A 23,244-nucleotide genomic window follows, 5' to 3' on the forward strand; every position below is an offset into this window, starting at 1 on the left:
TCTGACGCCGGAGAGTGCTCGGGTGGCACGCGTGGCATAAAACACTGAACCGTGGTTCACTGCTTGGGTGCCCTACCGTCGCACGCCCCGGGTGCAGGCCCGGCTCGACGCCCAGCGCGAGGCGCTGCTGGCGGCTGCCGTCGCGCTGCTGTCGGAGCAGGGATACGCGGGCTGCTCGGTGGCGGGGGTGGCGGCGCGGGCGGGCGTCTCCACCGGCAGCGTCTACCGGTACTTCCCGGGCAAGGCGGAGCTGGTGGTCGAGGTGTTCCGGGGCCTGGTGGGCCGCGAGGTCCAGGCCGTCGAGGATGCGGCGAACGGCCCGGGCGACCTGATCGACCGGGTCGTGGCCATCGTGGAGACGTTCGCCAACCGAGCGCTGAAGGCCCCGCGGCTGGCGTACGCACTGCTGGCGGAGCCGGTGGACGCGCCGGTGGAGGCGGAGCGCCTGGTGTTCCGGCAGGTGTTCCAGAAGGCCTTCGCCATGCACGTCACCGAGGCGATCAAGGCCGGCGTGCTGCCGGCGCAGGATGCCGGCGTCACCGCCGCGGCGCTGGTGGGGGCGGTGGCGGAGGTGCTGGTGGGCCCGCTGTCGGCGGGCGTCGCGAGCGCCGACACCGTGCCGAATCTGGTCCGTTTCACCCTTCGTGCCCTGGGAGCCGACGATGCCGCCCACTCATGAGGTCACCAACCAGGTCCCGCCGCTGGTCGGCTACGACGTCGCGGCGCACGCGTCGCTGATCGCGGGCCTCCGCCGCGAGGGAGCGGCGTGGGCGGAGCCGGAGCTGCACGAACTGGGCCGGCTCGCGGGCAGCGCGCAGGCGCAGGAGTGGGGCCGGGGCGCCAACGCCAACCCGCCGGTGCTGCGCACGCACGACCGCTACGGCAACCGCATCGACGAGGTGGACTTCCACCCGTACTGGCACGAGCTGATGACGGTCGGCGTCGAGCACGGGCTGCAGGCCGCGCCCTGGCGGGACGAGCGGTCCGGCGCGCACGTGGCCCGTGCGGCGAAGTTCTTCGTGTGGAGCCAGGTCGAGGCCGGCCACACCTGCCCGCTGGCCATGACGTACGCGGCGGTCCCGGCCCTGCGGCACAACGAGGAGCTGGCGAAAACCTACGAACCGCTGCTGGCGGCCAAGATCTACGACTACGGCCTGCGCGAGCCGAGCACGAAACGCGGCCTGATCGCGGGCATGTCGATGACGGAGAAGCAGGGCGGCTCGGACGTCCGCGCCAACACCACGACGGCGACGCCGACCGAAAACGGCGAATACGTCATCCGCGGCCACAAGTGGTTCACGTCCGCGCCGATGTCGGACATGTTCCTCACTCTCGCGCAGGCGCCCGGCGGCCTGTCCTGCTTCCTGCTGCCGCGCGTCCTGCCGGACGGCACCCGCAACCGGATCCACCTGCAGCGGCTGAAGGACAAGCTGGGCAACAAGTCCAACGCCTCCTCCGAGATCGAGTACGATGACGCGCTCGGCTGGCTGGTCGGCGAGGAGGGCCGGGGCGTGCCGACCATCATCGAGATGGTCAACAACACCCGGCTGGACTGCGTGATCGGCAGCGCCGCGGGCATGCGCGCCGGCGTCGCCCAGGCGGTGCACCACGCCAGCCACCGCAGCGCCTTCACCAAGCTGCTGGTCGACCAGCCGCTGATGTCCAACGTCCTCGCCGACCTCACCGTCGAGGCCGAGGCCGCGCTGGTGGTGATGCTCCGGCTGGCCGGCGCGACCGACCGCGACGAGACGGCGTTCCGCCGGCTCGCGCTCGCGGTGACCAAGTACTGGGTGTGCAAGCGGGCCCCGATGCACGCCGCCGAGGCGCTGGAATGCCTGGGCGGCAACGGTTACGTCGAGGAATCCGGCATGCCGCTGCTGTACCGGGAGGCGCCGCTGCCCTCGATCTGGGAGGGTTCCGGCAACGTCGCCGCGCTGGACGCGCTGCGGGCGATGGCCCGGCAGCCCGAGTCGGTGGAGGCGTTCTTCACCGAGGTGGAGCTGGCCGCCGGCGCGGATGCCCGGTTGGACCGGTCCGTCGAGCTGCTCCGCAAGGAGCTGGCCGACCTCGACGACATCGAGTTCCGGGCCCGCCGGCTGGTCGAGACGATGGCGTTGGTGCTGCAGGGATCCCTGTTGGTGCGGCACGGCAACCCGGCGGTCGCCGACGCGTTCTGCGCCTCCCGTCTCGGCGAGGACTGGGGCATCGCGCTCGGCACGCTGCCGTCCGGTGTGGACAGTCGCGCGATCGTCACGAGCTCGTGGACGGAACCCCGCTGAGCTCGGCGGCCATCCGCGCCCGCACCAACGCGACCGCCTTGGAGTGCGCGAACGCTCGCGACACCTGCGCCAGCCAGCGGGTTTCCGCCGCCAGGCTGGGATCCACGCGGTGCGGGTCGGCCACCCCGGCCGGGTAGCTGACGCCGGCGTCGTGAGCGAGCACGGCGGCGGCGATCGTCGCCGCCTCGATGGTCGCCTCGCGACGGGAAGGATGGGTGCCGGCGCGGCGCACCGCGTCCGAAGCCCACTCCTGCACCGAGGGATGGATGTGCCCGCGCAGCGCCAACTGCGCGTCGCGGATCTCGATCACGTGCCGGTACAGCGCGAACTCCACGCCGCCCTGCTGACGGGCGACGGAACTCAGCGCGATCGCCGGCATCGCTGCGTGCATCGCCGCCCACAGCGGCCGCAGCTGCGCATACCGCCACTGCGCGCCGAGCCAGCGGACCGGGCCACTCAGGTACGGTCCCCACACGGTCAGCGTCGCCCCGGCGGCCGACACCAGCACGCAGCAAGCGGCCAGCACCGCCGACACCTCGTCCTCGCTGGTGGTGTTCTGGTGCTGCGACAACGCGATCCGGATGTCGTCGAACTGCCACGCCGCCCACAGCACGCCGATCAGCGCGCCGACGGTGATCAGGCGTAGCCCGGTGCGCAGCAGGCTCGGCTCGACCATCCGGGCGTAGCGGCCGATCAGCGTGGTGAACGTCAGCAGCCCCCACACCTCGTAGCAGATCAGCACCACGTCGTAAGCCACGAAGAAGCCGACCCGGTCCGGCGTGAACGTCACGACGTCGGCCGACTGGTCCGCGCCGGAGACGAAGAACAGCACCAGGCAGGTGGCCATCGTCCACGCCGTGACCAGCACGTACCGGCGGCCACGGATCGCCGCCGGCCGCACCGAGTTGGCGAACAGGATCAGGAAGCCCAGCGCCGCCACCTTCAGCTCGTCGCTGACCAGGCCGGCGATCGCCGGCATCGGGCCGGTGATCTCCAACGTCATCCAGGCGTCCAGGCCGAGCGCGCCGGCGATGCACACGGCGAAGCCGGCGATGTGCCGGTGGCCGGGCGTCTGCCGGTCCGCGCCGGCCAGCCGCACCTTGTAGCAGACCACCACGACGGCGACCAGGCAGCCGAGATAGGCCAGGACCTCAATCATCGTGTCGCCGCCGCGGCCGGGAGCCGAACAGCTGGTCCAGCCGGACGACCTCGGCCGGCGCCCCCGCCGACGGCGGCCGCGGCAGCCGCGCCGCCCGCTGGGCGATCAGCGACGCCAACAGCTCGGCCTCGCGCTCCTCGATCTCGGTGTAGACGGTGCGGCCGAGCACGCGGCGCACCAGCTCCGGCGACAGGTTCGGCATCAGCGCCCGCGTCGCGGCGGCGTCGATCTCCGCGGTGCCGGTGTGCCCGCACAGCAGGTGCGCGACCTCGTGCATGAGGATGTGCTGCTGGTGCAGTTCGGTGGTGTTGACCGGGTACAGGATGTAGTCAGCGCTGTCCGTGGTCATCAGCAGGCCGCACGGGGCGCCGGCGGTCGCGGGCACCGGCATCAGCTCGATCCGCCGGCCGCGGTGCTCGGCCACGGCGTCGGCGAACGTGTCCGGGCGGAACGGGGCGGGCATCGGCACCGAGTCGGCCAGCTCCCGGCAGCGTCGCCACAGCTGCTTGTCCTGCCGCACCATCACTCCTGATCAGCGGGAGTCCCCGTCGCGGATCGCCTCCCTGCGGGCGATCGCATCGATCATGTCACTGATGGTGTCGAGCCCGGCGGGTGAAAGCGTTACTGCTCTCAGCGCAACATTGCGTACGCCGGCGTCCCGAAGGGCGCCGAGCAGCTCCAGCTCCTCGGCGATCTTGGCGCTCTGCTCGTCGTCGAAGAAGTAGGCGGGGGAGACCTGGAAGAACTGGGCCAGCGCCTCCAGGTGCCGCTTGGTGGGGTTGTCCCGGCGGCCGGTGCGCAGCTGCCACAGGTAGGTGGTCGAGAAGCTCTCGCCGGTGGCCTCGCGGCAGGCCTTGGCCACCTCGTCGTGGCTGTACTGCTCGCGGTTGGGCTTGCGGACCACCTGGAACAGCTTGTCGATCTTCGCGGCGAGTGACGTCCGCTCGGGCTCGGGCGCCGACACCGTCCACCTCCCTCAGCACGGATGAAGCCGACGTACCTAGGTATTCATCACAGTTTACAGGCGGCGACCGGGGTGCACGCGCCGACGGCGAGGCTACGCCGACCGGTTACGGCGTTGTCGCACCGGTCAGAACGCCCAAAACACCCGATGATCGATTGGCGCAACCCTGCTACCCAGCGGTTTCGTGCCGTCGACGGTGCCGATCACCGTCGTCGAATGTGACGATCAATTCGGTGAGTTGTCCCGTGGCTGCGCCGATCAGCATGCGGGCCCTTGGTCCGAACCGGTCGGAGTCCGCCCCGGACGGGTCCGCCGGGCGCACGTGCAGTGCACTTGCGACTGTCGCCGGCTCCCGAATTCGTGGTGTGTCAGCGGATCGCGAGCTGCGCCCGCAGCGTCGCGTCGAGGTGGGCGGTGATCGCCTCACGTGCCGGGCCGGGATCGCCCGCGGCCAGCGCCGCCACGATCGCCTCATGCTCCGTCAGAACGGCCTCGCGGCGGCCCGCGCTGCCGCCACGCAGTGCCACCAGGCCGGAGACGACCTGCCGCGCTCGCAACGTCTCGTAGGTGCGGGCCAGCATCTCGTTGCCGGCGGCGCGCACCAGGATCGTGTGGAAACGTGTGTCCGCCTCGATGAACGTACGGTCATCCTTGCCCCTCTGGTCGGCCAGCGCCGCCAGCAGCTCCTCGATCGGCGCCGTGCCGGTGGCCAGCACGCGTTCGGCCGCGAACCGCTCCAGCACGCCGCGCAGCTCGATCAGCTCGCGCAGCTCGCCCGCCGTCAGCTCCGGAATGTACGCGCCGCGCTTGGGGACGAGACGGACGAGTTCCTCGGCGGACAGCATCAGCAGCGCCTCACGGATGGGCGTGCGGGATACGCCGATGCGGTCGGCGATGTCCTGCTCGTTCAGGAACGTGCCCTGGGCGGCCGGATCGGCCAGCACGGTGTTGCGCAGGTAGTCGTAGGCGCGGTCCCGCCCGGAAACAGACATCCTCCGAGTATACGGACGGTATACACTGAAGCCCGTGCGTATCGCGCTGAGCCAGTTCGTGTCCGACACCGACCCCGAGGTCAACCTCGCGACGATCGGCGAGCAGGTCGCCGAGGCGGCCCGCCTCGGCGCGCGGATCGTGGTGTTCCCCGAGGCCGCGATGGCCCGCTTCGGCATCCCGCTCGGCGGCCTCGCGCAGCCGCTGGACGGGCCGTGGGCCTCGGCCGTGCGGGACATCGCCAAGCGGCACGACGTGCTGGTCGTCGCCGGCATGTTCACGCCGTCGGACGACGGCCGGGTGCGCAACACGCTGCTGGTCACCGGTCTCGGCGTCGACGAGCACTACGACAAGATCCACCTGTTCGACGCCTTCGGCTTCGCCGAGTCCGCCACCGTCGCCCCCGGCGACCGCAGCGTCACGGTCGAGGTGGACGGCGTCGGCATCGGCGTCGCCACCTGCTACGACCTGCGCTTCCCCCAGCTCTTCCAGAAACTCGCCCGGTCCGGGGCGTCGGTGATCCTCGTGCCGGCGTCGTGGGGATCGGGGCCCGGCAAGCGCGAGCAGTGGGAGCTGCTGGTCCGGGCTCGGGCCCTGGACTCCACCAGCTGGCTCGCCGCCTGCGGGCAGGCCGATCCGTCGACCGTCGGCGTCACGACCAAGCCCGGCGTCCCCACCGGCATCGGCTACAGCGCCGTCGTGTCGCCGCTGGGCGAGATCCGGGCCCAGGCGGTGGACCGGCCGGAGTTGCTCGTCGTGGACATCGATCCGTCCGAAGTGGACGATGCCCGCTCGAAGGTTCCGGTGCTGGCCAACGCCCGCGACTTCAGCTAACGGTCGGCCCCGCATCTGCCAATACCGGGGTGAACCGGCGGGCGGATGAAGGTGGTGTCGCTGTGGGGTCGTGGCGATGTTCAGCGGCATCACCGTCACGGACATCGTGTCCAGCGCGTTCCCGCTGATCCTCGGCTACTTCTTCGGCCAGGCCGGCGGCCGATCGGCGGGTGGGTCCTAGCGGACGTTGCCGAGGACCCTGTGGATGGCGATCTCCAGCACGACCCGGTTCGGGTTGACGCGGGGCTGCCGATAGCGCTCCGCGTAACGTCGCACGGCGTCGGCAATCGCTTGCGGATCCTCGTTGAGGGTGGCGACACCCTCCACTGTGGACCAGCGTCGACCGTCCACCTGGCACACGGCGGCGTTGACCTTGCCGGCCTTGCGGAGCTGGCGGGCCTTGGCCGAGTTGCCGTCGGTGATGACGCGGGCGATGCCGGCGTCGAGGTCGAGGGTCACGCCGACGGGCACGACGTGCGGCGTGCCGTCGGGGCGGACGGTGGTGAGAGTGCACAGGTGCCGCTCCCGCCAGAACTCGGCGAAAGCGGCACCGGTCGTGCTGAAGTCGGACACCCTGTCAGGGTATCAACGCCGCCGCCCGCGCCAGGCCGGGCGACGCCAGGTGGGACGGTTCGTGCCGATGCCGGCCAGGTGCAGCGCCACGCACAGCAGGCCGGCGGTGAGCAGGTTCGTCGGCGTCAGCACGGATCCGAGCGAGATGCCGGCGAGGTCGATCAGCAACGCCAGGGCGAAAAGTACCGCCGCGATCACGGCAACCATGACTGCGCTCCTCCTTGTCGGCCCCAGGAGCCCTGGAATACCCGGCGCCGGCAACGGCGGAACGAGCCATTCGGAGCAATCGGCGAGTCACGCTGTGGGGCACACCGAATGTAGGTTTCGGGCAGAAGTGAGCTCCGGGGCTCACTTCTGCTCCAGTCTTACATTCGGTGTGCCTGAGAGCGTGACTCGCCGGGGTTCTCAGGCGATGGCGCGGTCGGTGGGGCGGATGGGGGCGGGGAGGACGTCGCGGCCGGTGAGGTAGGTGTCCACCGCCGCGGCGGCGGAGCGGCCCTCGGCGATGGCCCACACGATGAGCGACTGGCCGCGGCCCATGTCGCCGGCCACGAAGACGCCCTCGACGCTGGTGGCGAAGGACCGGTCCCGGGCGACGTTGCCGCGGGGATCCAGCTCCACACCGAGCTCCTCCACCAGACCCTCGCGCTGCGGGCCGACAAAACCCATGGCCAGCAACACGAGTTGGCACTCCAGCTCCCGCTCCGTGCCCTCGACGGGCACGAACCGGCCGTTCTCCATCCGAACCTCGACCAGCTTGAGGCCCCGCAGCTGCCCCTCGTCGTCGCCGAGGAACTCGACGGTCGACACGGAGTACAGCCGCTCCCCGCCCTCCTCGTGCGCCGACGTGACCCGGTACAGCATGGGATAGGTCGGCCACGGGTGGTGCGGGGCCCGCGACGCCGGCGGCTGGGGCATGATCTCCAGCTGCGTCACGGAAGCGGCGCCCTGCCGGTGCGCGGTGCCAAGACAGTCGGCGCCGGTGTCGCCGCCGCCGATCACCACGACGTGCTTGCCGGCGGCGTTGATCGGCGACTGCGCGTACGCCTTGTTGGCCGGCGGCAGGTACTCCATCGCCTGGTACACGCCGGTGAACTCACGCCCCGGCACGGGCAGGTCCCGCCACGCGGTCGCGCCGCCGGCCAACACCACGGCGTCGTAGGAACTGCGAAGCTCCTCTACCGTCACGTCAACGCCGACGTTCACGTTGGTGCGGAACTCCGTGCCCTCGGCCCGCATCTGGTCGAGCCGGCGGTCCAGCCGCCGCTTCTCCATCTTGAACTCGGGGATGCCGTACCGCAGCAGCCCGCCGACGGCGTCGGCCCGCTCGTACACGACGACGTCGTGCCCGACCCGGGTCAGCTGCTGCGCCGCCGCCAGCCCGGCCGGGCCGGAGCCGATCACCGCCACCTTCTTGCCGGTGCGAGTGGCCGGCGGCTGCGGGACGACCCAGCCCTCGTCCCAGGCCCGGTCGATGATCTCCACCTCGACCCGCTTGATGCTGACCGGGTCGGAGTTGATGCCGAGCACGCACGCCGCCTCGCACGGCGCCGGGCACAACGTCCCGGTGAACTCCGGGAAGTTGTTGGTGGCGTGCAACCGCTCGATGGCGTCGCGCCAGTCCTGGCGCCACACCAGCGTGTTCCACTCCGGGATCAGGTTGCCCAGCGGACAACCCTGGTGGCAGAACGGGATGCCGCAGTCCATGCAGCGGCCGGCCTGCTTCTCCAGCCGCTGGTGCCCGAACTCCTCGTACACCTCACGCCAGTCGGTGAGCCGGATGTCCACCGGACGGTGGCTGGCGTTCTCCCGCGGCGTGGTGAGAAAGCCCTTGGGGTCAGCCATGTGCGGCCTCCATGATCGCGGTGTCCACGTCCCTGCCGTCGGCCTCCGCGCTGGCCCGCGCGGCCAGCACCCGCTTGTAGTCCTTGGGCATCACCTTGGTGAACCGGCCCACGGCCAGCTCCCAGTCGGCCAGCAGCAGGTCCGCCACCGCCGACTCGGTCTCCCGGCGGTGCCGGTCGATCACCTCGTGCAGGAACGCCTGGTCCTCCTCGGTCAGCTCGTCCAGGTCCACCATCTCCTGGTTGACCCGCACCGGGTTGAGGTCCAGCACGTACGCGACGCCGCCGGACATGCCGGCCGCGAAGTTGCGGCCGGTCGCGCCGAGCACGACGGCCCGGCCCCCGGTCATGTACTCGCAGCCGTGGTCGCCGACGCCCTCGACGACGGCCAGCGCGCCGGAGTTGCGCACGCAGAACCGCTCGCCGACCTTGCCGCGCAGGAACAGCTCGCCGCTGGTCGCGCCGTACGCGATCACGTTGCCGGCGATGATGTTCTGCTCGGCCACCAGCGGCGCCGACGGATCCGGGCGGACCGTGACGCGCCCGCCGGACAGGCCCTTGCCGAGGTAGTCGTTGGCGTCGCCGACCAGCCGCAGCGTGATGCCGCTGGGCAGGAACGCGCCGAACGACTGGCCGGCGGTGCCGGTGAACGTCACGTCGATGGTGTCGTCCGGCAGGCCCTCGCCGCCCCAGCGCTTCGTGAGCTCCGAGCCGAGCATCGTGCCCACGGTCCGGTTGACGTTGCGTACGGGCAGCTCCAGCCGTACCCGGTCGCCCGAGCCCAGCGCGCCCTCGGCCAGCTGGATCAGCGTGTTGTCCAACGCCTTCTCCAGCCCGTGGTCCTGATCCGTGGTGCGGTGCCGGGCCGCGCGGGGCGGCAGCTCGGGCACGTGGAAGATCGGCGTCAGGTCCAGCCCGGCCGCCTTCCAGTGCTCGACCGCGCCGGCGGTGTCCAGCAGCTCGGCGTGCCCGACCGCCTCCTCGACGGACCGGAAACCCAGCTGCGCCAACAGTTCCCGGACCTCCTGCGCGACGAACTCGAAGAAGTTCACCACGTACTCGGCCTTGCCGCTGAACTTCTCCCGCAGCACCGGGTTCTGCGTGGCCACACCGACCGGGCACGTGTCCAGGTGGCACACCCGCATCATCACGCAGCCCGACACCACCAGCGGCGCGGTGGCGAAGCCGAACTCCTCCGCGCCGAGCAGCGCGGCGATCACCACGTCCCGGCCGGTCTTGAGCTGGCCGTCGGTCTGCACGACGATCCGGTCCCGCAGCCGGTTGGCCAACAGCGTCTGCTGCGTCTCGGCCAGGCCCAGCTCCCACGGCGCGCCGGCGTGCTTGATCGAGGACAGCGGCGACGCGCCGGTTCCGCCGTCGTGGCCGGAGATCAGCACCACGTCGGCGTGCGCCTTGGACACGCCCGCCGCGACCGTGCCGACGCCGACCTCGGACACCAGCTTCACGTGGATGCGGGCGGCCGGGTTGGCGTTCTTCAGGTCGTGGATCAGCTGGGCCAGGTCCTCGATGGAGTAGATGTCGTGGTGCGGCGGCGGCGAGATGAGGCCGACACCGGGCGTGGAGTGCCGGGTCTTGGCGATCCACGGGTACACCTTGTTGCCGGGCAGCTGCCCGCCCTCGCCGGGCTTCGCGCCCTGCGCCATCTTGATCTGGATGTCCTGCGCGCTGACCAGGTACTCGCTGGTCACGCCGAACCGGCCGCTGGCCACCTGCTTGATCGCCGAGCAGCGCTCGGGATCGTCGAGCCGGTCGGCGTCCTCGCCGCCCTCGCCCGTGTTGGACTTGGCGCCGAGCCGGTTCATCGCGATCGCGAGAACCTCGTGCATCTCCTTGGAGATCGAGCCGTACGAGATCGCGCCGGTCGCGAACCGCTTGACGATCTCGGAGACCGGCTCGACCTCCTCGATCGGCACCGGCGGCCGCACGCCGTCGCGGAACTTGAACAGCCCGCGCAGCGTCATCAGCCGCTCGGCCTGGTCGTCGACCGCCTTGGTGTACTCCTTGAACACCTCGTACTGCCGGGTGCGGGTGGAGTGCTGCAGCTTGAACACCGTGGTCGGGTTGAACAGGTGCGCCTCGCCCTCGCGGCGCCACTGGTACTCGCCGCCGACCTCCAGCTCGCGGTGGCTGGCGTGCACGCCGTCGGCGGGGAACGCCTTGCGGTGCCGGCGGGCCACCTCCTCGGCGATCTCGTCGAAGCCGACGCCGCCCAGCCGCGACGTGGTGCCGGTGAAGCACTCGTCGACGACCTCCTTGCCGACGCCGATCGCCTCGAAGATCTGCGCGCCGGTGTAGGAGGCCACCGTGGACACGCCCATCTTGGACATCGTCTTGCGGACGCCCTTGCCCAGCGCCTTGATCAGGTTGCTGGTGGCCTTGTGCGGCTCGACGTCCGGCAGCTCCTCGACCGTGGCCATCGCCAGGTACGGGTTGACCGCGGCGGCCCCGTAGCCGATGAGCAGCGCGATGTGGTGCACCTCGCGGGCGTCGCCGGCCTCGACGATGAGGCCGACCTTGGTGCGCGTCTTCTCCCGTACCAGATGGTGGTGCACGGCGCCGGTCAGCAGCAGCGAGGGGATCGGCGCGTACTTGGCGTCCGCGCCGCGATCGGACAGCACGATCAGCCGGGCGCCGTCGTCGATCGCCTCGGACACCTCGGTGCGGATCTCGTCCAGCCGGGCCCGCAGCGCCTCGCCGCCGCCGTCGACCCGGTACCGGCCGAGCACGGTGACCGCCTGGAAGCCGGGCATGTCGCCGTCGTCGTTGATGTGCACGAGCTTGGCCAGCTCGTCGTTGTCCAGCACCGGGAACTCGAGCGAGATCCGCCGGCAGGACGCCGGGGTGGCGGCCAGCAGGTTGGTCTCCGGGCCGACGGTCGCGGTCAGGGAGGTGACCAGCTCCTCCCGGATCGCGTCCAGCGGCGGGTTGGTCACCTGCGCGAACAGCTGCGTGAAGTAGTCGAACAGGCTGCGGGAGCGGTCCGACAGCACGGCGAACGGGGCGTCGTTGCCCATCGAGCCGATCGGCTCCGCGCCGGTCAGCGCCATCGGCCGCAGCAGGATCTGCAGTTCCTCCTCGGAGTAGCCGAAGACCTGCTGCCGGGTGACGAGGGCGGCGTGCTTGGGCACCTCGCGCTCGCGGGCCGGCAGCTCGGCCAGCCGGACCATGCCGGCGTCCACCCAGTCCTGGTACGGGTGTTCGGCGGCCAGCCCCGACTTGATCTCCTCGTCGTCCACGATCCGGCCGGCCTCGGTGTCCACGAGGAACATCCGGCCCGGCTCCAACCGTCCCTTGCGGACAACCTTGGCCGGGTCGATCTCCAGCACACCGGCCTCGCTGCCCAGCACGACCAGGCCGTCGTCGGTGACCCAGTAGCGGGCGGGCCGCAGGCCGTTGCGGTCGAGCACCGCGCCGATCACGCTGCCGTCGGTGAACGACACCAGCGCCGGGCCGTCCCACGGCTCCATCAGCGCCGAGTGGAACTCGTAGAACGCGCGCCGGGCCGGATCCATCTCGGTGTGGTTCTCCCACGCCTCGGGGATCATCATCAGCACCGCGTGCGGCAGCGAGCGCCCGCCGAGGTGGAGCAGCTCCAGCACCTCGTCGAAGGACGCCGAGTCGCTGGCGTCCCGAGTGATCACCGGGAACAGCCGGGCCAGGTCGCCGGGGATGAGGTCCGAGGCGAGCATGGCCTCCCGCGCGTCCATCCAGTTCCGGTTGCCGCGCAACGTGTTGATCTCTCCGTTGTGCGCGATGTACCGGTACGGGTGGGCCAGCGGCCAGGACGGGAACGTGTTGGTGGAGAACCGGCTGTGCACCAGGCCGATCGCGCTGTCCACCCGCTCGTCCACCAGGTCGGGGAAGAACCGGGCCAGCTGCGGCTCGGTGAGCATGCCCTTGTACACGATGGTGCGGCCGGACAGGCTCGGGAAGTACACGTCGGCGTCGTGCTCGGCGCGCTTGCGGACGCAGAACGCGATCCGCTCCAGCGCGATGCCGTGGACCGCGTCGTCCACCGGGGCGAGGAACAGCTGGGCGAAATGCGGCATCGTGCTCGCCGCGGTCGGCCCGACGTGCTCGGTGTCGACGGGCACGTCCCGCCAGCCCAGCACTCTCGTGCCCTCCTCGGCGGCGATCCGCTCGACGGCGGCGATCGCCGCCGCGCGTTCGGCGGTGTCGACCGGCAGGAACGCCGTGCCGACGAGGTAGCCGCCGGCCGCCGGCAGCGGCAGGTCGGTCACCTCGCGGAAGAACGCGTCCGGCACCTGGATCAGCAGGCCGGCGCCGTCGCCGGTCTCCGGCTCGGCGCCGCGCGCGCCCCGGTGCTCCAGGTTGCGCAGCGCGGTCAGGGCCTTGCGCACGATGTCGTGGTCGCGGCGGCCGGCGAGATCGGCCACGAAGGCCACGCCGCACGCGTCGTGCTCGAACTGCTCGTCGTACAGGCCCCCGATGTGGGGGTGGTGGTGGATCACGGCTTGCGGCCCTCCCGTGGTGGGACGCCCTGTCGCGGGGGCGTGCGTCTGACGCGGGGGTGCTCGAAATGGCCCGGGAACGGGCGGTTAGGGTGTTCGCACGACGCTGTGCGTTGACCGACGGCCCTCTTGAGGCAGGTCGATGTCGCCCCGGGGGTGGGCGGGGTCTTGTGACGATAGTGTGAACGTGGGGTTATCCGCACTACCCGTGTCGCAGGCCACAGCAACTTGCATCTCAATTGTTGCGCAGATGGCCGTGTTTCGCCTGGTCGGCGGTACCGCGGACTAGGCTCGATGATCTCAGCATCCGGGAGGTCACTGGTGTCCGTGAAGATCACCGCAGATCCGGCCGAGCACGGCTTCGACGCCGGGCGGCTGGCGCGCGTCGACCGCCGCTTCGACCGCTACGTCGACGAGGGCAAACTGCCCGGCTACCTGGCCGTCGTCACCCGACACGGCGAGGTCGTGCACGTCGGCCACGGCGGGCTGCGGGACGTGGAGGCCGCGCTGCCGGTCGCGCCGGACACGCGCTGGCGGATCTACTCCATGACCAAGCCGGTCACCTCGGTCGCCGCGATGATGTTGTTCGAACGGGGCGAGTTCGAGCTGACCGACCCGATCTCGCGGTGGCTGCCCGAGTTCGCCGCGCCGCGGGTGTACGTGAAGGGATCCTCGGCCGCGCCCGGCACCGTGGCGGCGACGGAACCGATCCGGGTCTGGCATTTGTTAACCCACACCGCCGGCTTGACCTACGGCTTCCACCATGCCCACGCGGTGGACGAGATCTACCGCCGCAACGGCTACGAGTGGGGTTTCCCGGCCGGGCTGGACCTGGCCGGCACCGTCGAGGCGTACGCGTCGATGCCGCTGGTGCACCAGCCCGGCGCGGAGTGGAACTACTCGGTGGCCACCGACGTGCTCGGGCGGCTCGTCGAGGTCGTCTCCGGGCAGCGGCTGGACGAGTTCTTCGCCGAGCACATCTTCCGCCCGCTGGGCATGGCGGACACCGGTTTCTGGACCGACAGCGACCAGCTCGCCGCCCTGTACTCGCCGGAGCCCGGCACGGGCCGGTTGCTGCGCAACGAGGCCATGGGCGCGGCGGCTTCCCGGCCGCCGGCCGTCCTGTCGGGCGGTGGCGGCCTGGTGTCGACCGCCCTGGATTACCACCGGTTTACGCAGATGTTGCTGCGCCGCGGGGAACTCGACGGCGTGCGGCTGCTGTCGCCGCGGACCGTCGACCTGATGACGGTCAACCACCTGCCCGGCAACGCCGACCTGGAGGCGTTCGGCCGGCCGCTGTTCGCCGAGACGTCCTATCTGGGCGTCGGTTTTGGGCTCGGCTTCTCGGTGACGCTGGACCCCGTCGCCGCGAAGTCCTTGGCGCCGGCGGGGGAGTACGCCTGGGGCGGCGCCGCCAGCACCGCGTTCTGGGTCGACCCGGCGAACGAGGTGACGGCCATGTTCTTCACCCAGCTGCTCCCGTCCAGCACCTACCCTCTCCGCCCCCAGTTCCGGACCCTCACCTACCAAGCCCTCCGGTGAACCCCCGCGAGTCACGCTCTGCGGCACACCGAATGTAGGTTTCGCGCAGAACTGAGCCCCGAGGCTCAGTTCTGCCTGATTCCTACATTCGGTGTGCCTGAGAGCGTGACTCGCCGGGGTGGGTGTGGCGCACCCAGGGTGGCGCTCCCTTCCTGGGCGTGGTGGCCGACGGTGGACTGGTCGGCATGTCGAAAGTCGTTCTTGTCACCGGAGCCAGCAGCGGTATCGGCGCGGCCACCGCGCACCACCTGGCCGCCGCCGGCCACCGCGTCGTCGCCGGCGCGCGCCGCGTCGACCGGCTCGCCGCGCTCGCCGGCCCCTCCGTCGACGTCCACCCGCTGGACGTCACCGACCTGGACAGCGTCCAGGCATTCGTCGACGCCGCCGTAGACCGGCACGGCCGGGTCGACGTGCTGGTCAACAACGCCGGCGTGATGCCGCTGTCGCCGATCTCGGACCTGCGGATCGACGAGTGGAACCAGATGATCGACGTCAACCTGCGCGGTGTGCTGCACGGCATCGCCGCCGTGCTGCCGAGGATGCGCGCGCAGGGTGGCGGCCACATCGTCAACGTCTCCTCGGTGTCCGGGCACCGCGTCGACCCGACGGCGGCCGTCTACAGTGCCACGAAGTTCGCCGTTCGGGCGCTGTCCGAGGGTTTGCGCCAGGAGAACACCGACATTCGCGTCACCGTCGTCAGTCCGGGCTTCACGGAGAGCGAACTCACCGACCGCGGCGGGGCGCCCGAGGCGCAGGCCGCCGCCCGCGCCGCCGCGCGGCAGTTGGCCATCCCGGCGTCGGCAATCGCCGAGGCGATCGGGTTTGCCGTGGACCAGCCGTCCACTGTGGACGTTAACGAACTCGTCGTGCGGCCGACGGCCCAGACCTGATGCACGTCCGGAGCTGGTCCCGCTCCAGCTCGCGCCGCGTGGAAAACCTGTAGGGTCAGTGAGTTCGGAGGATTTCTACGCATGGGGTGACGATGCGAGCGACCTTGCTCTACGGAAAGGGCGACATCCGCGTCGAGGAGGTGCCGGACCCGAAGATCCAGCAGCCGACCGACGTCGTGGTGCGGGTGACCCGGTCCTGCGTGTGCGGCAGCGACCTGTGGCCGTACCAGAGCGCGCCGGAGGTCGAGGGCGGCCGCCGGATCGGCCACGAGTTCATCGGCGTGGTCGAGGAGATCGGCGCGGACGTGGCGACGCTGGCCAAGGGCGACGTCGTGGTGGCGCCGTTCCTGGTGTCCGACAACACGTGCGACTACTGCCGCGCCGGCCTGCACACCTCGTGCCGCAACGGCGGCAACTGGGGCGCGCGGGGCGTCGACGGCGGCCAGGGCGAGTACGTGCGCGCCCCGCACGCCGACGGCACGCTGGTGAAGCTGCCGGTCGGCGAGGACGACGAGCTGATGCCGTCGCTGCTGACGCTGTCCGACGTGTTCAGCACCGGCCACCACGCGGCCCGCACGGCCCGGGTGGAGAAGGGCTCCACGGTCATCGTGATCGGCGACGGCGCGGTGGGCCTGTCGGCGGTGCTGGCGGCCAAGCGGCTCGGCGCCGAGCAGATCGTGCTGCTGGGCCGGCACCAGGCCCGTACGGACCTGGGCCGCGAGTTCGGCGCCACCGACGTCGTGCCGGAGCGTGGCGAGGAGGCCATCGCCAAGGCCAAGGAGCTGACCGACGGTGACGGCGCGTTCCACGTGCTGGAGTGCGTCGGCACGCTGCCGGCGTACGAGACGGCGCTGGGCGTGGTCCGTCCCGGCGGCGCGATCAGCCGTGTCGGCGTGCCGCAGTACACCGAGGGGCCGGTCGGCCGCGTGCTGTTCAACCGCAACGTCACGCTGACCGGCGGCGTCGCCCCGGCCCGCGCCTACATCGAGGAGCTGCTGCCGGACGTGCTGTCCGGTGCGATCCAGCCGGGCCGGGTCTTCGACCGCACGATGCCGTTGACCGAGATCCCCGAGGCCTACCGGGCGATGAACGACCGGGAGGCGCTCAAGGTCCTGATCAAGCCCTGAGCCGGCTCAGGCGGCGGGAGCTGGGCCAGCGCACGTCGTGCACCCAGCCCAGCTTCTCGAAGATCCAGATCAGCCGCGCCGACACGTCGACCTGGCCCCGCAGCACGCCGTGGCGTGCCGAGGTCGGGTCGGCGTGGTGCAGGTTGTGCCAGGCCTCGCCCATGCTCAGGATGGCCAGCGGCCAGAAGTTCGCCGACCGGTCCCGCGCCGCGAACGGCCGTTCGCCGATCATGTGGCAGATCGAGTTCACCGACCACGTGACGTGGTGCAGGAAGGCCACCCGGACCACACCCGCCCAGAAGAAACCGGTTACGGCGCCCCACCACGACCAGGTGACCAGGCCGCCGACCAGCGCCGGCAGCAGCAGCGTGACGGCGGTCAGCGGGCCGAACAGGCGATGCACCAGACGCATGTCTGGATCGGCTTCCATGTCCGGCGCGAATCGCTGCCGGTTGGTCAGGTCCCGGTCGAAGATCCAGCCCATGTGGGCGTGCCAGAAGCCGCGGACCAGGGCCGCCGGCGAGGTGCCGAAGTTCCACGGCGAGTGCGGGTCGCCCTCGCGGTCGGAGAACGCGTGGTGCCGGCGGTGGTCGGCGACCCAGTGCAGGACGGGGCCCTGCACGGAGAGGCTGCCGGCCACCGCCAGCGCGATCCGCATCGCCCGGCCCGTCTTGAACGAGCCGTGGGTGAAGTAGCGGTGGAATCCGACGGTCACGCCGAGGCAGCTGACCGTGTAGAAGAACGCCGCCGAGATGAGGTCGGCCCAGCCGACTCCCCAGCCCCACAGCACGGGGACCGCGGCGACCAGCGCTATCGCCGGCACTGTCGCGAAGATGTACACGGCGACCTGCGCGGGCATCTTGCGCTTGCCCTCGAGCAGCGTGGTCATCCGGCGGGTGTCCTTGGCTTCGGCCAGGGTCGTCATGCGCCGAGAGTACGGGTCCATGGTGCGGGTTACCCCAAACCCGCCGGTGAAGACTAGTTGTCTAGTGGTTTGCCTCGGCCTGCACGTTGGCCGCGAGCAGCGCCAGCGTGTCGCCCAGCTCGGCCAGCCGCTCCGGCGGGATGCCTCTCCGCAGCCGCTCGTCGAACTCCGTCGCCGCCTTGCGGAGCCGGTGGAAGGCCTGCTCGCCCTCGTCCGTCAGCTCGATCTGATGCACCCTCCGGTTGGCCGGGTCCCTCCTTCGGGTGATCAGCCCGTCCCGCTCCATGCCGGACAGGTGATGCGTCATCGTCGCTTCCCGCAGCTCCAGCGCCTCGGCCAGGTCCCGCTGGGTCGCGCCGGGGTTGATCTTGAGCTGGAGCAGCACGAGCCAGGCCGACTGGGAGCTGCCGGCCGCCGCGAGCGCGTCCTCGAAGGCCCGGCTGAGGGTGCGTGCCACGCGGGCGACCGCGAGTCCGATCGGTGGCTGGTGTGGACGGCCCATGCCGGTGAGCTTAGGCGGGGCGGCCGATGGGGCTCAGCTGCGTGCCGGCCAGCCGCCATCCGTCGTGCTCTCGCACCCAGATGTGGGTCGACCGGAACTGCCCGTCCGACGGCGTTCCCCGATACGCGGCCTTCTGTTCGTGGACGCCGACCACCAGCGCCGTGTCGCCGATCTCCCGCACCTGCCGGTCCCGCCAGTCCAGTTCGGACGTCACGAGGTCGCCGCTGCGGTACCGGTCGAGCCACTGGGTCTTGTCCAGCACGAACCCGAACGGCCCCACCAGCGTGAAGCTCTCGGTCGCCAGCTCGTCCAGTGTGGACACGTCTCCGGCGATCTCCGCCCTGGCCCACCGGTTCTCCAGCTCGTCGATGCTTGTCATGACTCCTCCTTGAAGTGCTTTTCCGCCCAGCTCCTGAACGTCGTCGCCGGCCGGCCCAATACCTGCTCGACGACGGGCGAGATGTCCGCCCCGTAGTCGCCGTTCATGACGTGCTCCACCATCGCCTCGGCGATGTCCCGGGCCATGCCGCCCCGCACGATGCCGTCGATCGTCTGTTCCACCGTCGGCTCCGCCAGCGTCAGCCGACGGCCCAGGATCTCCCCGACGATCGCCAGTTCCCGTTCCGGCGTCAGGACTTCCGGCCCCGACAGCTCCAGCGTCTCGTTCGCGAGGTCGCTGTTCGTGAACGCCTCCACGGCCACCGCCGCGATGTCCTCCGGCGCGATCGGCGCCGTCGCCTTCTTCGCGAACGCCACCTGCACGGTGTCGCCTCGGCGCAGCATGTGCTTCCACACCAACGTGTTCGACATGAACCGCCCCGGCCTGAGCATCGTCCACTCGATGCCGCTTTCCGTCACCGCCGCCTCGTCCTCGCGATGCCAGTCCGCCACCAGCTCGTGGCTCGATTCCCCTCCCTCCGCCACCGACAGCTTCACCAGGTGCCCGACGCCCGCCTCCCGGGCCGCCCTCACCTGTTCCACCGTGTGCAGCTTTCGGCTCCCCGTGGCCTGCGCCGTCATCAGGAACGCCCGCTCAACTCCCTCGAACGCCTTCCTCAGGCTCTCCGGCTCGTCACAGTCGCCCTGCACCACCTCCACGCCCTCCGGAAACCGCACCCCTTCCGGCCTGCGCGTCATCGCCCGCACCGGCAGCCCTCGCTCCAGCAGCTGCCCCACCACCTCGGCGCCCACGTGCCCCGTCGCCCCCGTCACCAGGATCATGCCGTGAACCTTAGACACCTAAGACTTAGATGTCAAAGTATCGCCCCGGGAGATGCCACATGCGCCTTCCCATGTGGCATCAGGGCGCACACGGGAAGCGCATGTGGCGTTTGGCCGTCAGCGGCCCGTCCACCTCGGCGGACGCTTCTCGGCGAAGGCCTGGGCGCCTTCGCGGGCGTCGGCGGAGGCGAAGACGGGGCCGACGATGTCCTGCTGACGGTCGAAAGCCTCCGACGCGGGCCAGTCGGGGGACTCCACGATGACCTTCTTGGTGGCGCGAACGGCGAGAGGGCCGTTGGCGGCGATCTCGGCGGCCAGGGAGCGGGCGACGGACAGGGCCTCGCCGGGGGAGGCGAGGCGGTTGACGAAGCCGAACGCATGCCCTCGGGAAGCGTCGAGGAAGTTGCCGGTGAGGGCGAGCTCCATGGCGACGTGGTACGGCAACCGGACGGGCAGCCGCATGACTCCGCCGCCGGCGGCGACGAGGCCGCGCTTGACCTCGGGGATGCCGAACTGGGCATCGGTGGCGGCGACGACGAGATCGCAGGCCAGGGCGATCTCCAAGCCACCGGCCAGGGCGTAGCCCTCGACGGCGGCGATCAGCGGCTTCGACGGCGGCCGCTGGGTGAGGCCGGCGAAGCCACGGCCCTCGATGCTGGGGAACTCGCCGCGAACGAACGCCTTGAGGTCCATGCCGGCGCAGAAGGTCCCGCCGGCCCCGGTGACGATGCCGACGACAAGATCGTCGCGGCGGTCCAGCTCGTCGACGGCGGCGGCGAGGCCCTCGGCGACGGCCCGGTCCACGGCGTTGCGCGCGGACGGGCGGTTGATCGTGATCACGGCGACGCCGTCGGCGTACTCGGTCAGCACCTCGTCGGACATGATCCCCAGGCTAGAGCCAAGCCGCCGGACATGCTCAAGGAGCCAGGATCGCGCTGGCGTAGCTGCTCAACGCCTCCCGGTCGGGCTGCTGCGTCTTGGCGATCAGGCTGGCCACGTGTTTCTCCACGGTCCGGGGCGAGATGTGCAGCCGGTTGGCGATGGCCTTGTTGCCGAGCCGCTCCACCAGCAGCCGGAACACGTCGTACTCCCGCACGGTCACGCCGACGGACCGCAGCGCGCTGGGAACCTGCTCGGCGCCGACCCGCCGCTGCTGCACGGAGACGCCGACCTGACGCAGCAAAGCCCGGCAGGCGGAAGCCGTGCCGGTGACGCCGTTGCGGTGGAAGTACTCCTCGGCATTTCGTAGCCACGTGACCGGATCGCCCCACCCGTCGGCGTGCGCCGACTCGGCCACGAGCCGCAGACCCAGGTTGCGGGCCATCGGGAACGCGCCGCCGACCTGCTGCGCCGCTGCCATGGCGCACTCGGCCTGCTCGGCCTTGCCCTCACGGCCGTACAACACCGCCCCGGCCAGCTCGGTGAAGTGCCGGTTCCACCGCATCCCGCCGGCCGGCGTCGCGGTCACCTGACGGTGCTGCGCCCAGTCGAAACGGCCCTCCAGCACGCCCAGCAACAGGTCCAGCCCGTGCCGACCGGCCAGATGAAAGGTCGTCGGGTTCTCCGCCTCCAACGTCAGCGCCTGCGCCAGCTCCCGGTCGGCCAGCTCCCGGTTCTCCTCCAGCAAAGCGCAGAAAACCCGGGCCAGACCGAAGGAAAGCGGCAGCTCCTGCGACCTTTCCCCGCCCCACTGCCGAAACTCGGCCAGGGCGTCGTCCATTTCCCGCCGCCGCCCCTGATGCGCGGCCAGGGTCGCCTTCGCCATCAGCGCGTACCGGACGATCGAACTGAGCTGCAGCCGGGTCGCGGACTCGCTGCAGGCGGCGATCCGCTCGGCCGCGAGGTCGAAGTCCCCGCCCAGCACGGTGTGCAGCGCGATGATGGCGTCCGCGTTGTACGCCATGGTGATCGCGCCGATCCGCAGCGCCTCCTGACGGGCCCGCTCCAGGCTGCCGATGTCCGATGTGGACAGCCAGTCGATGCCGGCCAGCCGCATCATCGCGTACGCCCGCTGCATCGGCAGCTGGTGCTTCTCACCGAGCTGCTTGGCCTTCTCCAGGCAGTCCATCGCCCGCGTGATGTCGTGTTCACGGGCGATGATGCCGAGCAGCTCCCACGCCTCGCACGCGACCACCGGCTGCTCGGACCGCTCCGCCGCGGCCACCGCCCGCCGGGCCAGTTCCTCCGCGCGAGTCAACCGATCCGGCCGGGGCGTGTCCAGTTCCAGGTACGCCGCGACGACATCCACCGGCGCGGTGTCCTCGTCCGCCGCGTTCGAGCCGAGCAACGCCCGCGCCGCAGCCACCTGCTCCGCGCCGTCCGTCGGCCGCCCGGCCAGGTATGCGACCTTCGCCAGCCGCGTGTGCAGGGCGGCCCGCCGGCGGGCGTCGAGACCGTCGCCGTCGAGGTCGGCCAGCTTGCCGGCGAGCTGGAACGCCCGTTCGAAGTGCCCGGCCTCGGCCAGCGCCGGCAGCAGCGACTCCAGGATGTCGGCGCGGATACCGGTGTCCAGCTTCCGGGTCAGCAGCCGATGGGCCTTGTCCAGCAACGTGATCGCGGACCCGGCGGCGCCGTCCCGCAACGCCCGGCGACCCGCCTCGGCGAACAGCCGACCCGCCGCCGCGTCCTCGCCGGCGTCCAAACGCAACGTCGCGACCAGCTGGCACCAGTGCCCCGGCAGCGCCGGATGCAGCTCCATCACGGCATCGGCGGCCTTCGACGACAGCTCCGCGCGGTCGATGGGCGTGAGCTGGCTGAGCAACGCCTCCGCGGTCAGCGGGTGCCGGAACGCGTACCAGTCCGGCGCCGGCTCGTCCGGCGTGACCAACTGCGCCGCGACGCCGGCGTGCAGATGGGAAAGCAGTCCACGATCGTCGATGTCGGCGACCTTGCGTACCACCGAAAGTGGGAACCGGTGACCCAGCACCGCAGCCACCGAGAGTAGCATTCTGCCTTGCGGGCCAAGGCGATCCGTGCGGTTGGCGATGCTGCGCACGACCGCCGCCGGCACCTCGGTGCGGAGCTGCCCGACCACCTGCCAGCCGTCGCCGCTGGGCACCAGCAGGCCGTTGTTCACCATGCCGTGCAACAGTTCCTCGACGATGAACGGGTTGCCGGCGCTGTCCACCCACAGCCGCTGCACGACCTCGTCGGCGACCTCGCCCCCGGCAACCTCCAGACAGGACGCCGCCATCGCCCGCACCTGCGCCCGGTCCAGCCGCCGCAGCTCCAGCAATGCCCCGGTGCGCCGCTGCTCGCTGGCCCGCGCCAGATCCAGCGCCGCGCCGGGCTCGCCGCGAATGGTGGCCAGCAGCATGATCGGCTGCAGGTCCAGGTTGTCCGTCAGGTATTCGACGACGGCGAGCGTCTCGGCGTCGGCGTCGTGCAGATCCTCAAGCACCAGCAGGCATCCGCGCCCGCGACCGGCGACCGACAGCAGCCGCAGCACCGCCTCGGCCAGCACCACCAGCGACACCGGCTGCGGCGGCGCGCCCGCGCCCCACTCCGGGATCAGCCGCCCCAGAACGGGACGGTACGGGCCGAGCTCGTTGTCGTCGAACGGCTCGCCACCGCGGAAGAGCGAGAGCAGCGCCTCGGTCAGCGGCCGGAACGGGACCATCGGGCCGATCGTGCTGCCGCGCCCGCGCAGCACCCGCATGCCGGAGTCGAAGGCCCGGCCGGTGGTCATCGCGGCCAGCCGTGACTTGCCGATGCCGGCCTCGCCGACCAGGAACGCGGACCCGCCGCGCCCCGCCCTGGTTCCGGACAGCGCCCGCGTCAGCTCGGTCAGCTCGGCGTCGCGACCGACCAACAGTGGCGCGCGGGTCTGCATGGAGCGACCCTAATCGCCTCAGCTGGGAAATCCAGAAGAACACCGCCGGAGTGACCGAATTGCGGGACG

Annotated in this window: 20 protein-coding genes; 6 read left to right on the forward strand and 14 right to left on the reverse strand. The window is 71.1% G+C overall.

Annotation, left to right across the window (positions count from 1 at the left end):
* Positions 1–67: 67 nt before the first annotated feature.
* Together BJ998_RS33905 and BJ998_RS33910 are read left to right on the forward strand one after the other, a co-directional pair.
* Positions 68–679 carry a TetR/AcrR family transcriptional regulator gene (locus BJ998_RS33905; RefSeq protein ID WP_184867384.1) on the forward strand — a complete coding sequence of 204 codons (612 nt, stop codon included), beginning with the start codon at positions 68–70 and terminating at the stop codon, positions 677–679.
* On the forward strand, positions 663–2,279 hold the full coding sequence (locus BJ998_RS33910) for an acyl-CoA dehydrogenase family protein (protein WP_184867385.1): 1,617 nt from the start codon (positions 663–665) through the stop codon (positions 2,277–2,279). The genes BJ998_RS33905 and BJ998_RS33910 overlap by 17 nt, the downstream gene beginning before the upstream one ends.
* On the opposite strand, the gene BJ998_RS33915 is transcribed toward BJ998_RS33910, so the two are convergent.
* The 4 genes from BJ998_RS33915 to BJ998_RS33930 all read right to left on the reverse strand — a co-directional run bounded on the left by BJ998_RS33915 (position 2,251) and on the right by BJ998_RS33930 (position 5,394).
* On the reverse strand, positions 2,251–3,438 hold the full coding sequence (locus BJ998_RS33915) for an MAB_1171c family putative transporter (protein ID WP_184867386.1): 1,188 nt from the start codon (positions 3,436–3,438) through the stop codon (positions 2,251–2,253). The two genes, BJ998_RS33910 and BJ998_RS33915, sit on opposite strands and share 29 nt — an antisense overlap.
* Positions 3,431–3,961, reverse strand: coding sequence for a M78 family metallopeptidase domain-containing protein (locus BJ998_RS33920; protein ID WP_184867387.1), 531 nt, complete (start codon positions 3,959–3,961; stop codon positions 3,431–3,433). Before BJ998_RS33920 ends, BJ998_RS33915 begins: the two co-directional genes overlap by 8 nt.
* A 9-nt stretch (positions 3,962–3,970) precedes the next feature.
* A complete protein-coding gene (locus tag BJ998_RS33925) occupies positions 3,971–4,402 on the reverse strand; it encodes a helix-turn-helix domain-containing protein (RefSeq protein WP_184867388.1) in 432 nt (143 codons plus the stop codon).
* Between the two features lie 368 nt (positions 4,403–4,770).
* Positions 4,771–5,394, reverse strand: coding sequence for a GntR family transcriptional regulator (locus BJ998_RS33930; RefSeq protein WP_184867389.1), 624 nt, complete (start codon positions 5,392–5,394; stop codon positions 4,771–4,773).
* Positions 5,395–5,428: 34 nt separating this feature from the next.
* Between BJ998_RS33930 and BJ998_RS33935 the strand changes: the two genes are divergently transcribed.
* Positions 5,429–6,226 (forward strand): carbon-nitrogen hydrolase family protein, encoded by a 798-nt coding sequence (locus BJ998_RS33935; protein ID WP_184867390.1) that lies wholly within the window; start codon positions 5,429–5,431, stop codon positions 6,224–6,226.
* Between the two features lie 177 nt (positions 6,227–6,403).
* Here BJ998_RS33935 and BJ998_RS33940 read toward each other — a convergent pair whose 3' ends face one another.
* From BJ998_RS33940 to gltB, 4 genes are all read right to left on the reverse strand, one after another.
* Complete coding sequence (locus tag BJ998_RS33940) at positions 6,404–6,799, reverse strand: pyridoxamine 5'-phosphate oxidase family protein (RefSeq protein ID WP_184867391.1); 396 nt, start codon at positions 6,797–6,799, stop codon at positions 6,404–6,406.
* A 12-nt stretch (positions 6,800–6,811) separates the two neighbouring features.
* Positions 6,812–7,006 (reverse strand): hypothetical protein, encoded by a 195-nt coding sequence (locus tag BJ998_RS33945; RefSeq protein WP_184867392.1) that lies wholly within the window; start codon positions 7,004–7,006, stop codon positions 6,812–6,814.
* A gap of 198 nt (positions 7,007–7,204) precedes the next feature.
* Positions 7,205–8,644: a glutamate synthase subunit beta gene (locus BJ998_RS33950; RefSeq protein WP_184867393.1), complete on the reverse strand. Its 1,440-nt coding sequence runs from the start codon at positions 8,642–8,644 to the stop codon at positions 7,205–7,207.
* Positions 8,637–13,136, reverse strand: a complete 4,500-nt coding sequence (gene gltB / locus BJ998_RS33955) for a glutamate synthase large subunit (protein ID WP_184867394.1) — start codon at positions 13,134–13,136, stop codon at positions 8,637–8,639. Before gltB ends, BJ998_RS33950 begins: the two co-directional genes overlap by 8 nt.
* A gap of 294 nt (positions 13,137–13,430) precedes the next feature.
* Here gltB and BJ998_RS33960 point away from each other — a divergent pair, with 294 nt between their 5' ends.
* From BJ998_RS33960 to BJ998_RS33970, 3 genes are all read left to right on the forward strand, one after another.
* Positions 13,431–14,678, forward strand: a complete 1,248-nt coding sequence (locus BJ998_RS33960) for a serine hydrolase domain-containing protein (RefSeq protein WP_376775954.1) — start codon at positions 13,431–13,433, stop codon at positions 14,676–14,678.
* Between the two features lie 185 nt (positions 14,679–14,863).
* A complete protein-coding gene (locus tag BJ998_RS33965) occupies positions 14,864–15,568 on the forward strand; it encodes an SDR family oxidoreductase (RefSeq protein WP_184867395.1) in 705 nt (234 codons plus the stop codon).
* Positions 15,569–15,660: 92 nt separating this feature from the next.
* Complete coding sequence (locus tag BJ998_RS33970; RefSeq protein WP_184867396.1) at positions 15,661–16,695, forward strand: zinc-dependent alcohol dehydrogenase family protein; 1,035 nt, start codon at positions 15,661–15,663, stop codon at positions 16,693–16,695.
* On the opposite strand, the gene BJ998_RS33975 is transcribed toward BJ998_RS33970, so the two are convergent.
* The 6 genes from BJ998_RS33975 to BJ998_RS34000 form a co-directional block, all read right to left on the reverse strand.
* Complete coding sequence (locus BJ998_RS33975) at positions 16,685–17,554, reverse strand: acyl-CoA desaturase (protein ID WP_246489780.1); 870 nt, start codon at positions 17,552–17,554, stop codon at positions 16,685–16,687. The two genes, BJ998_RS33970 and BJ998_RS33975, sit on opposite strands and share 11 nt — an antisense overlap.
* 127 nt (positions 17,555–17,681) lie before the next feature.
* The gene (locus BJ998_RS33980; RefSeq protein ID WP_184867398.1) at positions 17,682–18,122 is read right to left on the reverse strand and encodes a MarR family winged helix-turn-helix transcriptional regulator; all 441 of its coding nucleotides are present in this window, start codon (positions 18,120–18,122) and stop codon (positions 17,682–17,684) included.
* Positions 18,123–18,132: 10 nt separating this feature from the next.
* The gene (locus tag BJ998_RS33985) at positions 18,133–18,501 is read right to left on the reverse strand and encodes a nuclear transport factor 2 family protein (protein WP_184867399.1); all 369 of its coding nucleotides are present in this window, start codon (positions 18,499–18,501) and stop codon (positions 18,133–18,135) included.
* Positions 18,498–19,343 (reverse strand): NAD(P)H-binding protein, encoded by an 846-nt coding sequence (locus BJ998_RS33990; RefSeq protein WP_184867400.1) that lies wholly within the window; start codon positions 19,341–19,343, stop codon positions 18,498–18,500. The genes BJ998_RS33985 and BJ998_RS33990 overlap by 4 nt, the downstream gene beginning before the upstream one ends.
* A gap of 117 nt (positions 19,344–19,460) precedes the next feature.
* Positions 19,461–20,225 carry a crotonase/enoyl-CoA hydratase family protein gene (locus BJ998_RS33995; RefSeq protein ID WP_184867401.1) on the reverse strand — a complete coding sequence of 255 codons (765 nt, stop codon included), beginning with the start codon at positions 20,223–20,225 and terminating at the stop codon, positions 19,461–19,463.
* A 34-nt stretch (positions 20,226–20,259) separates the two neighbouring features.
* The gene (locus BJ998_RS34000) at positions 20,260–23,175 is read right to left on the reverse strand and encodes an ATP-binding protein (RefSeq protein WP_184867402.1); all 2,916 of its coding nucleotides are present in this window, start codon (positions 23,173–23,175) and stop codon (positions 20,260–20,262) included.
* Positions 23,176–23,244: the final 69 nt, after the last annotated feature.

This window comes from Kutzneria kofuensis, from assembly GCF_014203355.1.
In the GTDB taxonomy this organism is placed as follows: Bacteria; Actinomycetota; Actinomycetes; order Mycobacteriales; family Pseudonocardiaceae; genus Kutzneria; species Kutzneria kofuensis.

Excerpts from the sequence above, each read along its gene's own strand:
- BJ998_RS33945 (WP_184867392.1), bottom strand. The coding sequence starts at position 7,006 with ATGGTTGCCGTGATCGCGGCGGTACTTTTCGCCCTGGCGTTGCTGATC.
- BJ998_RS33930 (WP_184867389.1), bottom strand. The coding sequence starts at position 5,394 with ATGTCTGTTTCCGGGCGGGACCGCGCCTACGACTACCTGCGCAACACC.
- BJ998_RS33950 (WP_184867393.1), bottom strand. The coding sequence starts at position 8,644 with ATGGCTGACCCCAAGGGCTTTCTCACCACGCCGCGGGAGAACGCCAGC.
- BJ998_RS33980 (WP_184867398.1), bottom strand. The coding sequence starts at position 18,122 with ATGGGCCGTCCACACCAGCCACCGATCGGACTCGCGGTCGCCCGCGTG.
- BJ998_RS34000 (WP_184867402.1), bottom strand. The coding sequence starts at position 23,175 with ATGCAGACCCGCGCGCCACTGTTGGTCGGTCGCGACGCCGAGCTGACC.
- BJ998_RS33960 (WP_376775954.1), top strand. The coding sequence starts at position 13,431 with ATGATCTCAGCATCCGGGAGGTCACTGGTGTCCGTGAAGATCACCGCA.
- BJ998_RS33985 (WP_184867399.1), bottom strand. The coding sequence starts at position 18,501 with ATGACAAGCATCGACGAGCTGGAGAACCGGTGGGCCAGGGCGGAGATC.
- BJ998_RS33995 (WP_184867401.1), bottom strand. The coding sequence starts at position 20,225 with ATGTCCGACGAGGTGCTGACCGAGTACGCCGACGGCGTCGCCGTGATC.
- BJ998_RS33975 (WP_246489780.1), bottom strand. The coding sequence starts at position 17,554 with ATGCCCGCGCAGGTCGCCGTGTACATCTTCGCGACAGTGCCGGCGATA.
- BJ998_RS33965 (WP_184867395.1), top strand. The coding sequence starts at position 14,864 with ATGTCGAAAGTCGTTCTTGTCACCGGAGCCAGCAGCGGTATCGGCGCG.
- BJ998_RS33915 (WP_184867386.1), bottom strand. The coding sequence starts at position 3,438 with ATGATTGAGGTCCTGGCCTATCTCGGCTGCCTGGTCGCCGTCGTGGTG.
- BJ998_RS33910 (WP_184867385.1), top strand. The coding sequence starts at position 663 with ATGCCGCCCACTCATGAGGTCACCAACCAGGTCCCGCCGCTGGTCGGC.
- BJ998_RS33990 (WP_184867400.1), bottom strand. The coding sequence starts at position 19,343 with ATGATCCTGGTGACGGGGGCGACGGGGCACGTGGGCGCCGAGGTGGTG.
- BJ998_RS33970 (WP_184867396.1), top strand. The coding sequence starts at position 15,661 with ATGCGAGCGACCTTGCTCTACGGAAAGGGCGACATCCGCGTCGAGGAG.
- BJ998_RS33920 (WP_184867387.1), bottom strand. The coding sequence starts at position 3,961 with ATGGTGCGGCAGGACAAGCAGCTGTGGCGACGCTGCCGGGAGCTGGCC.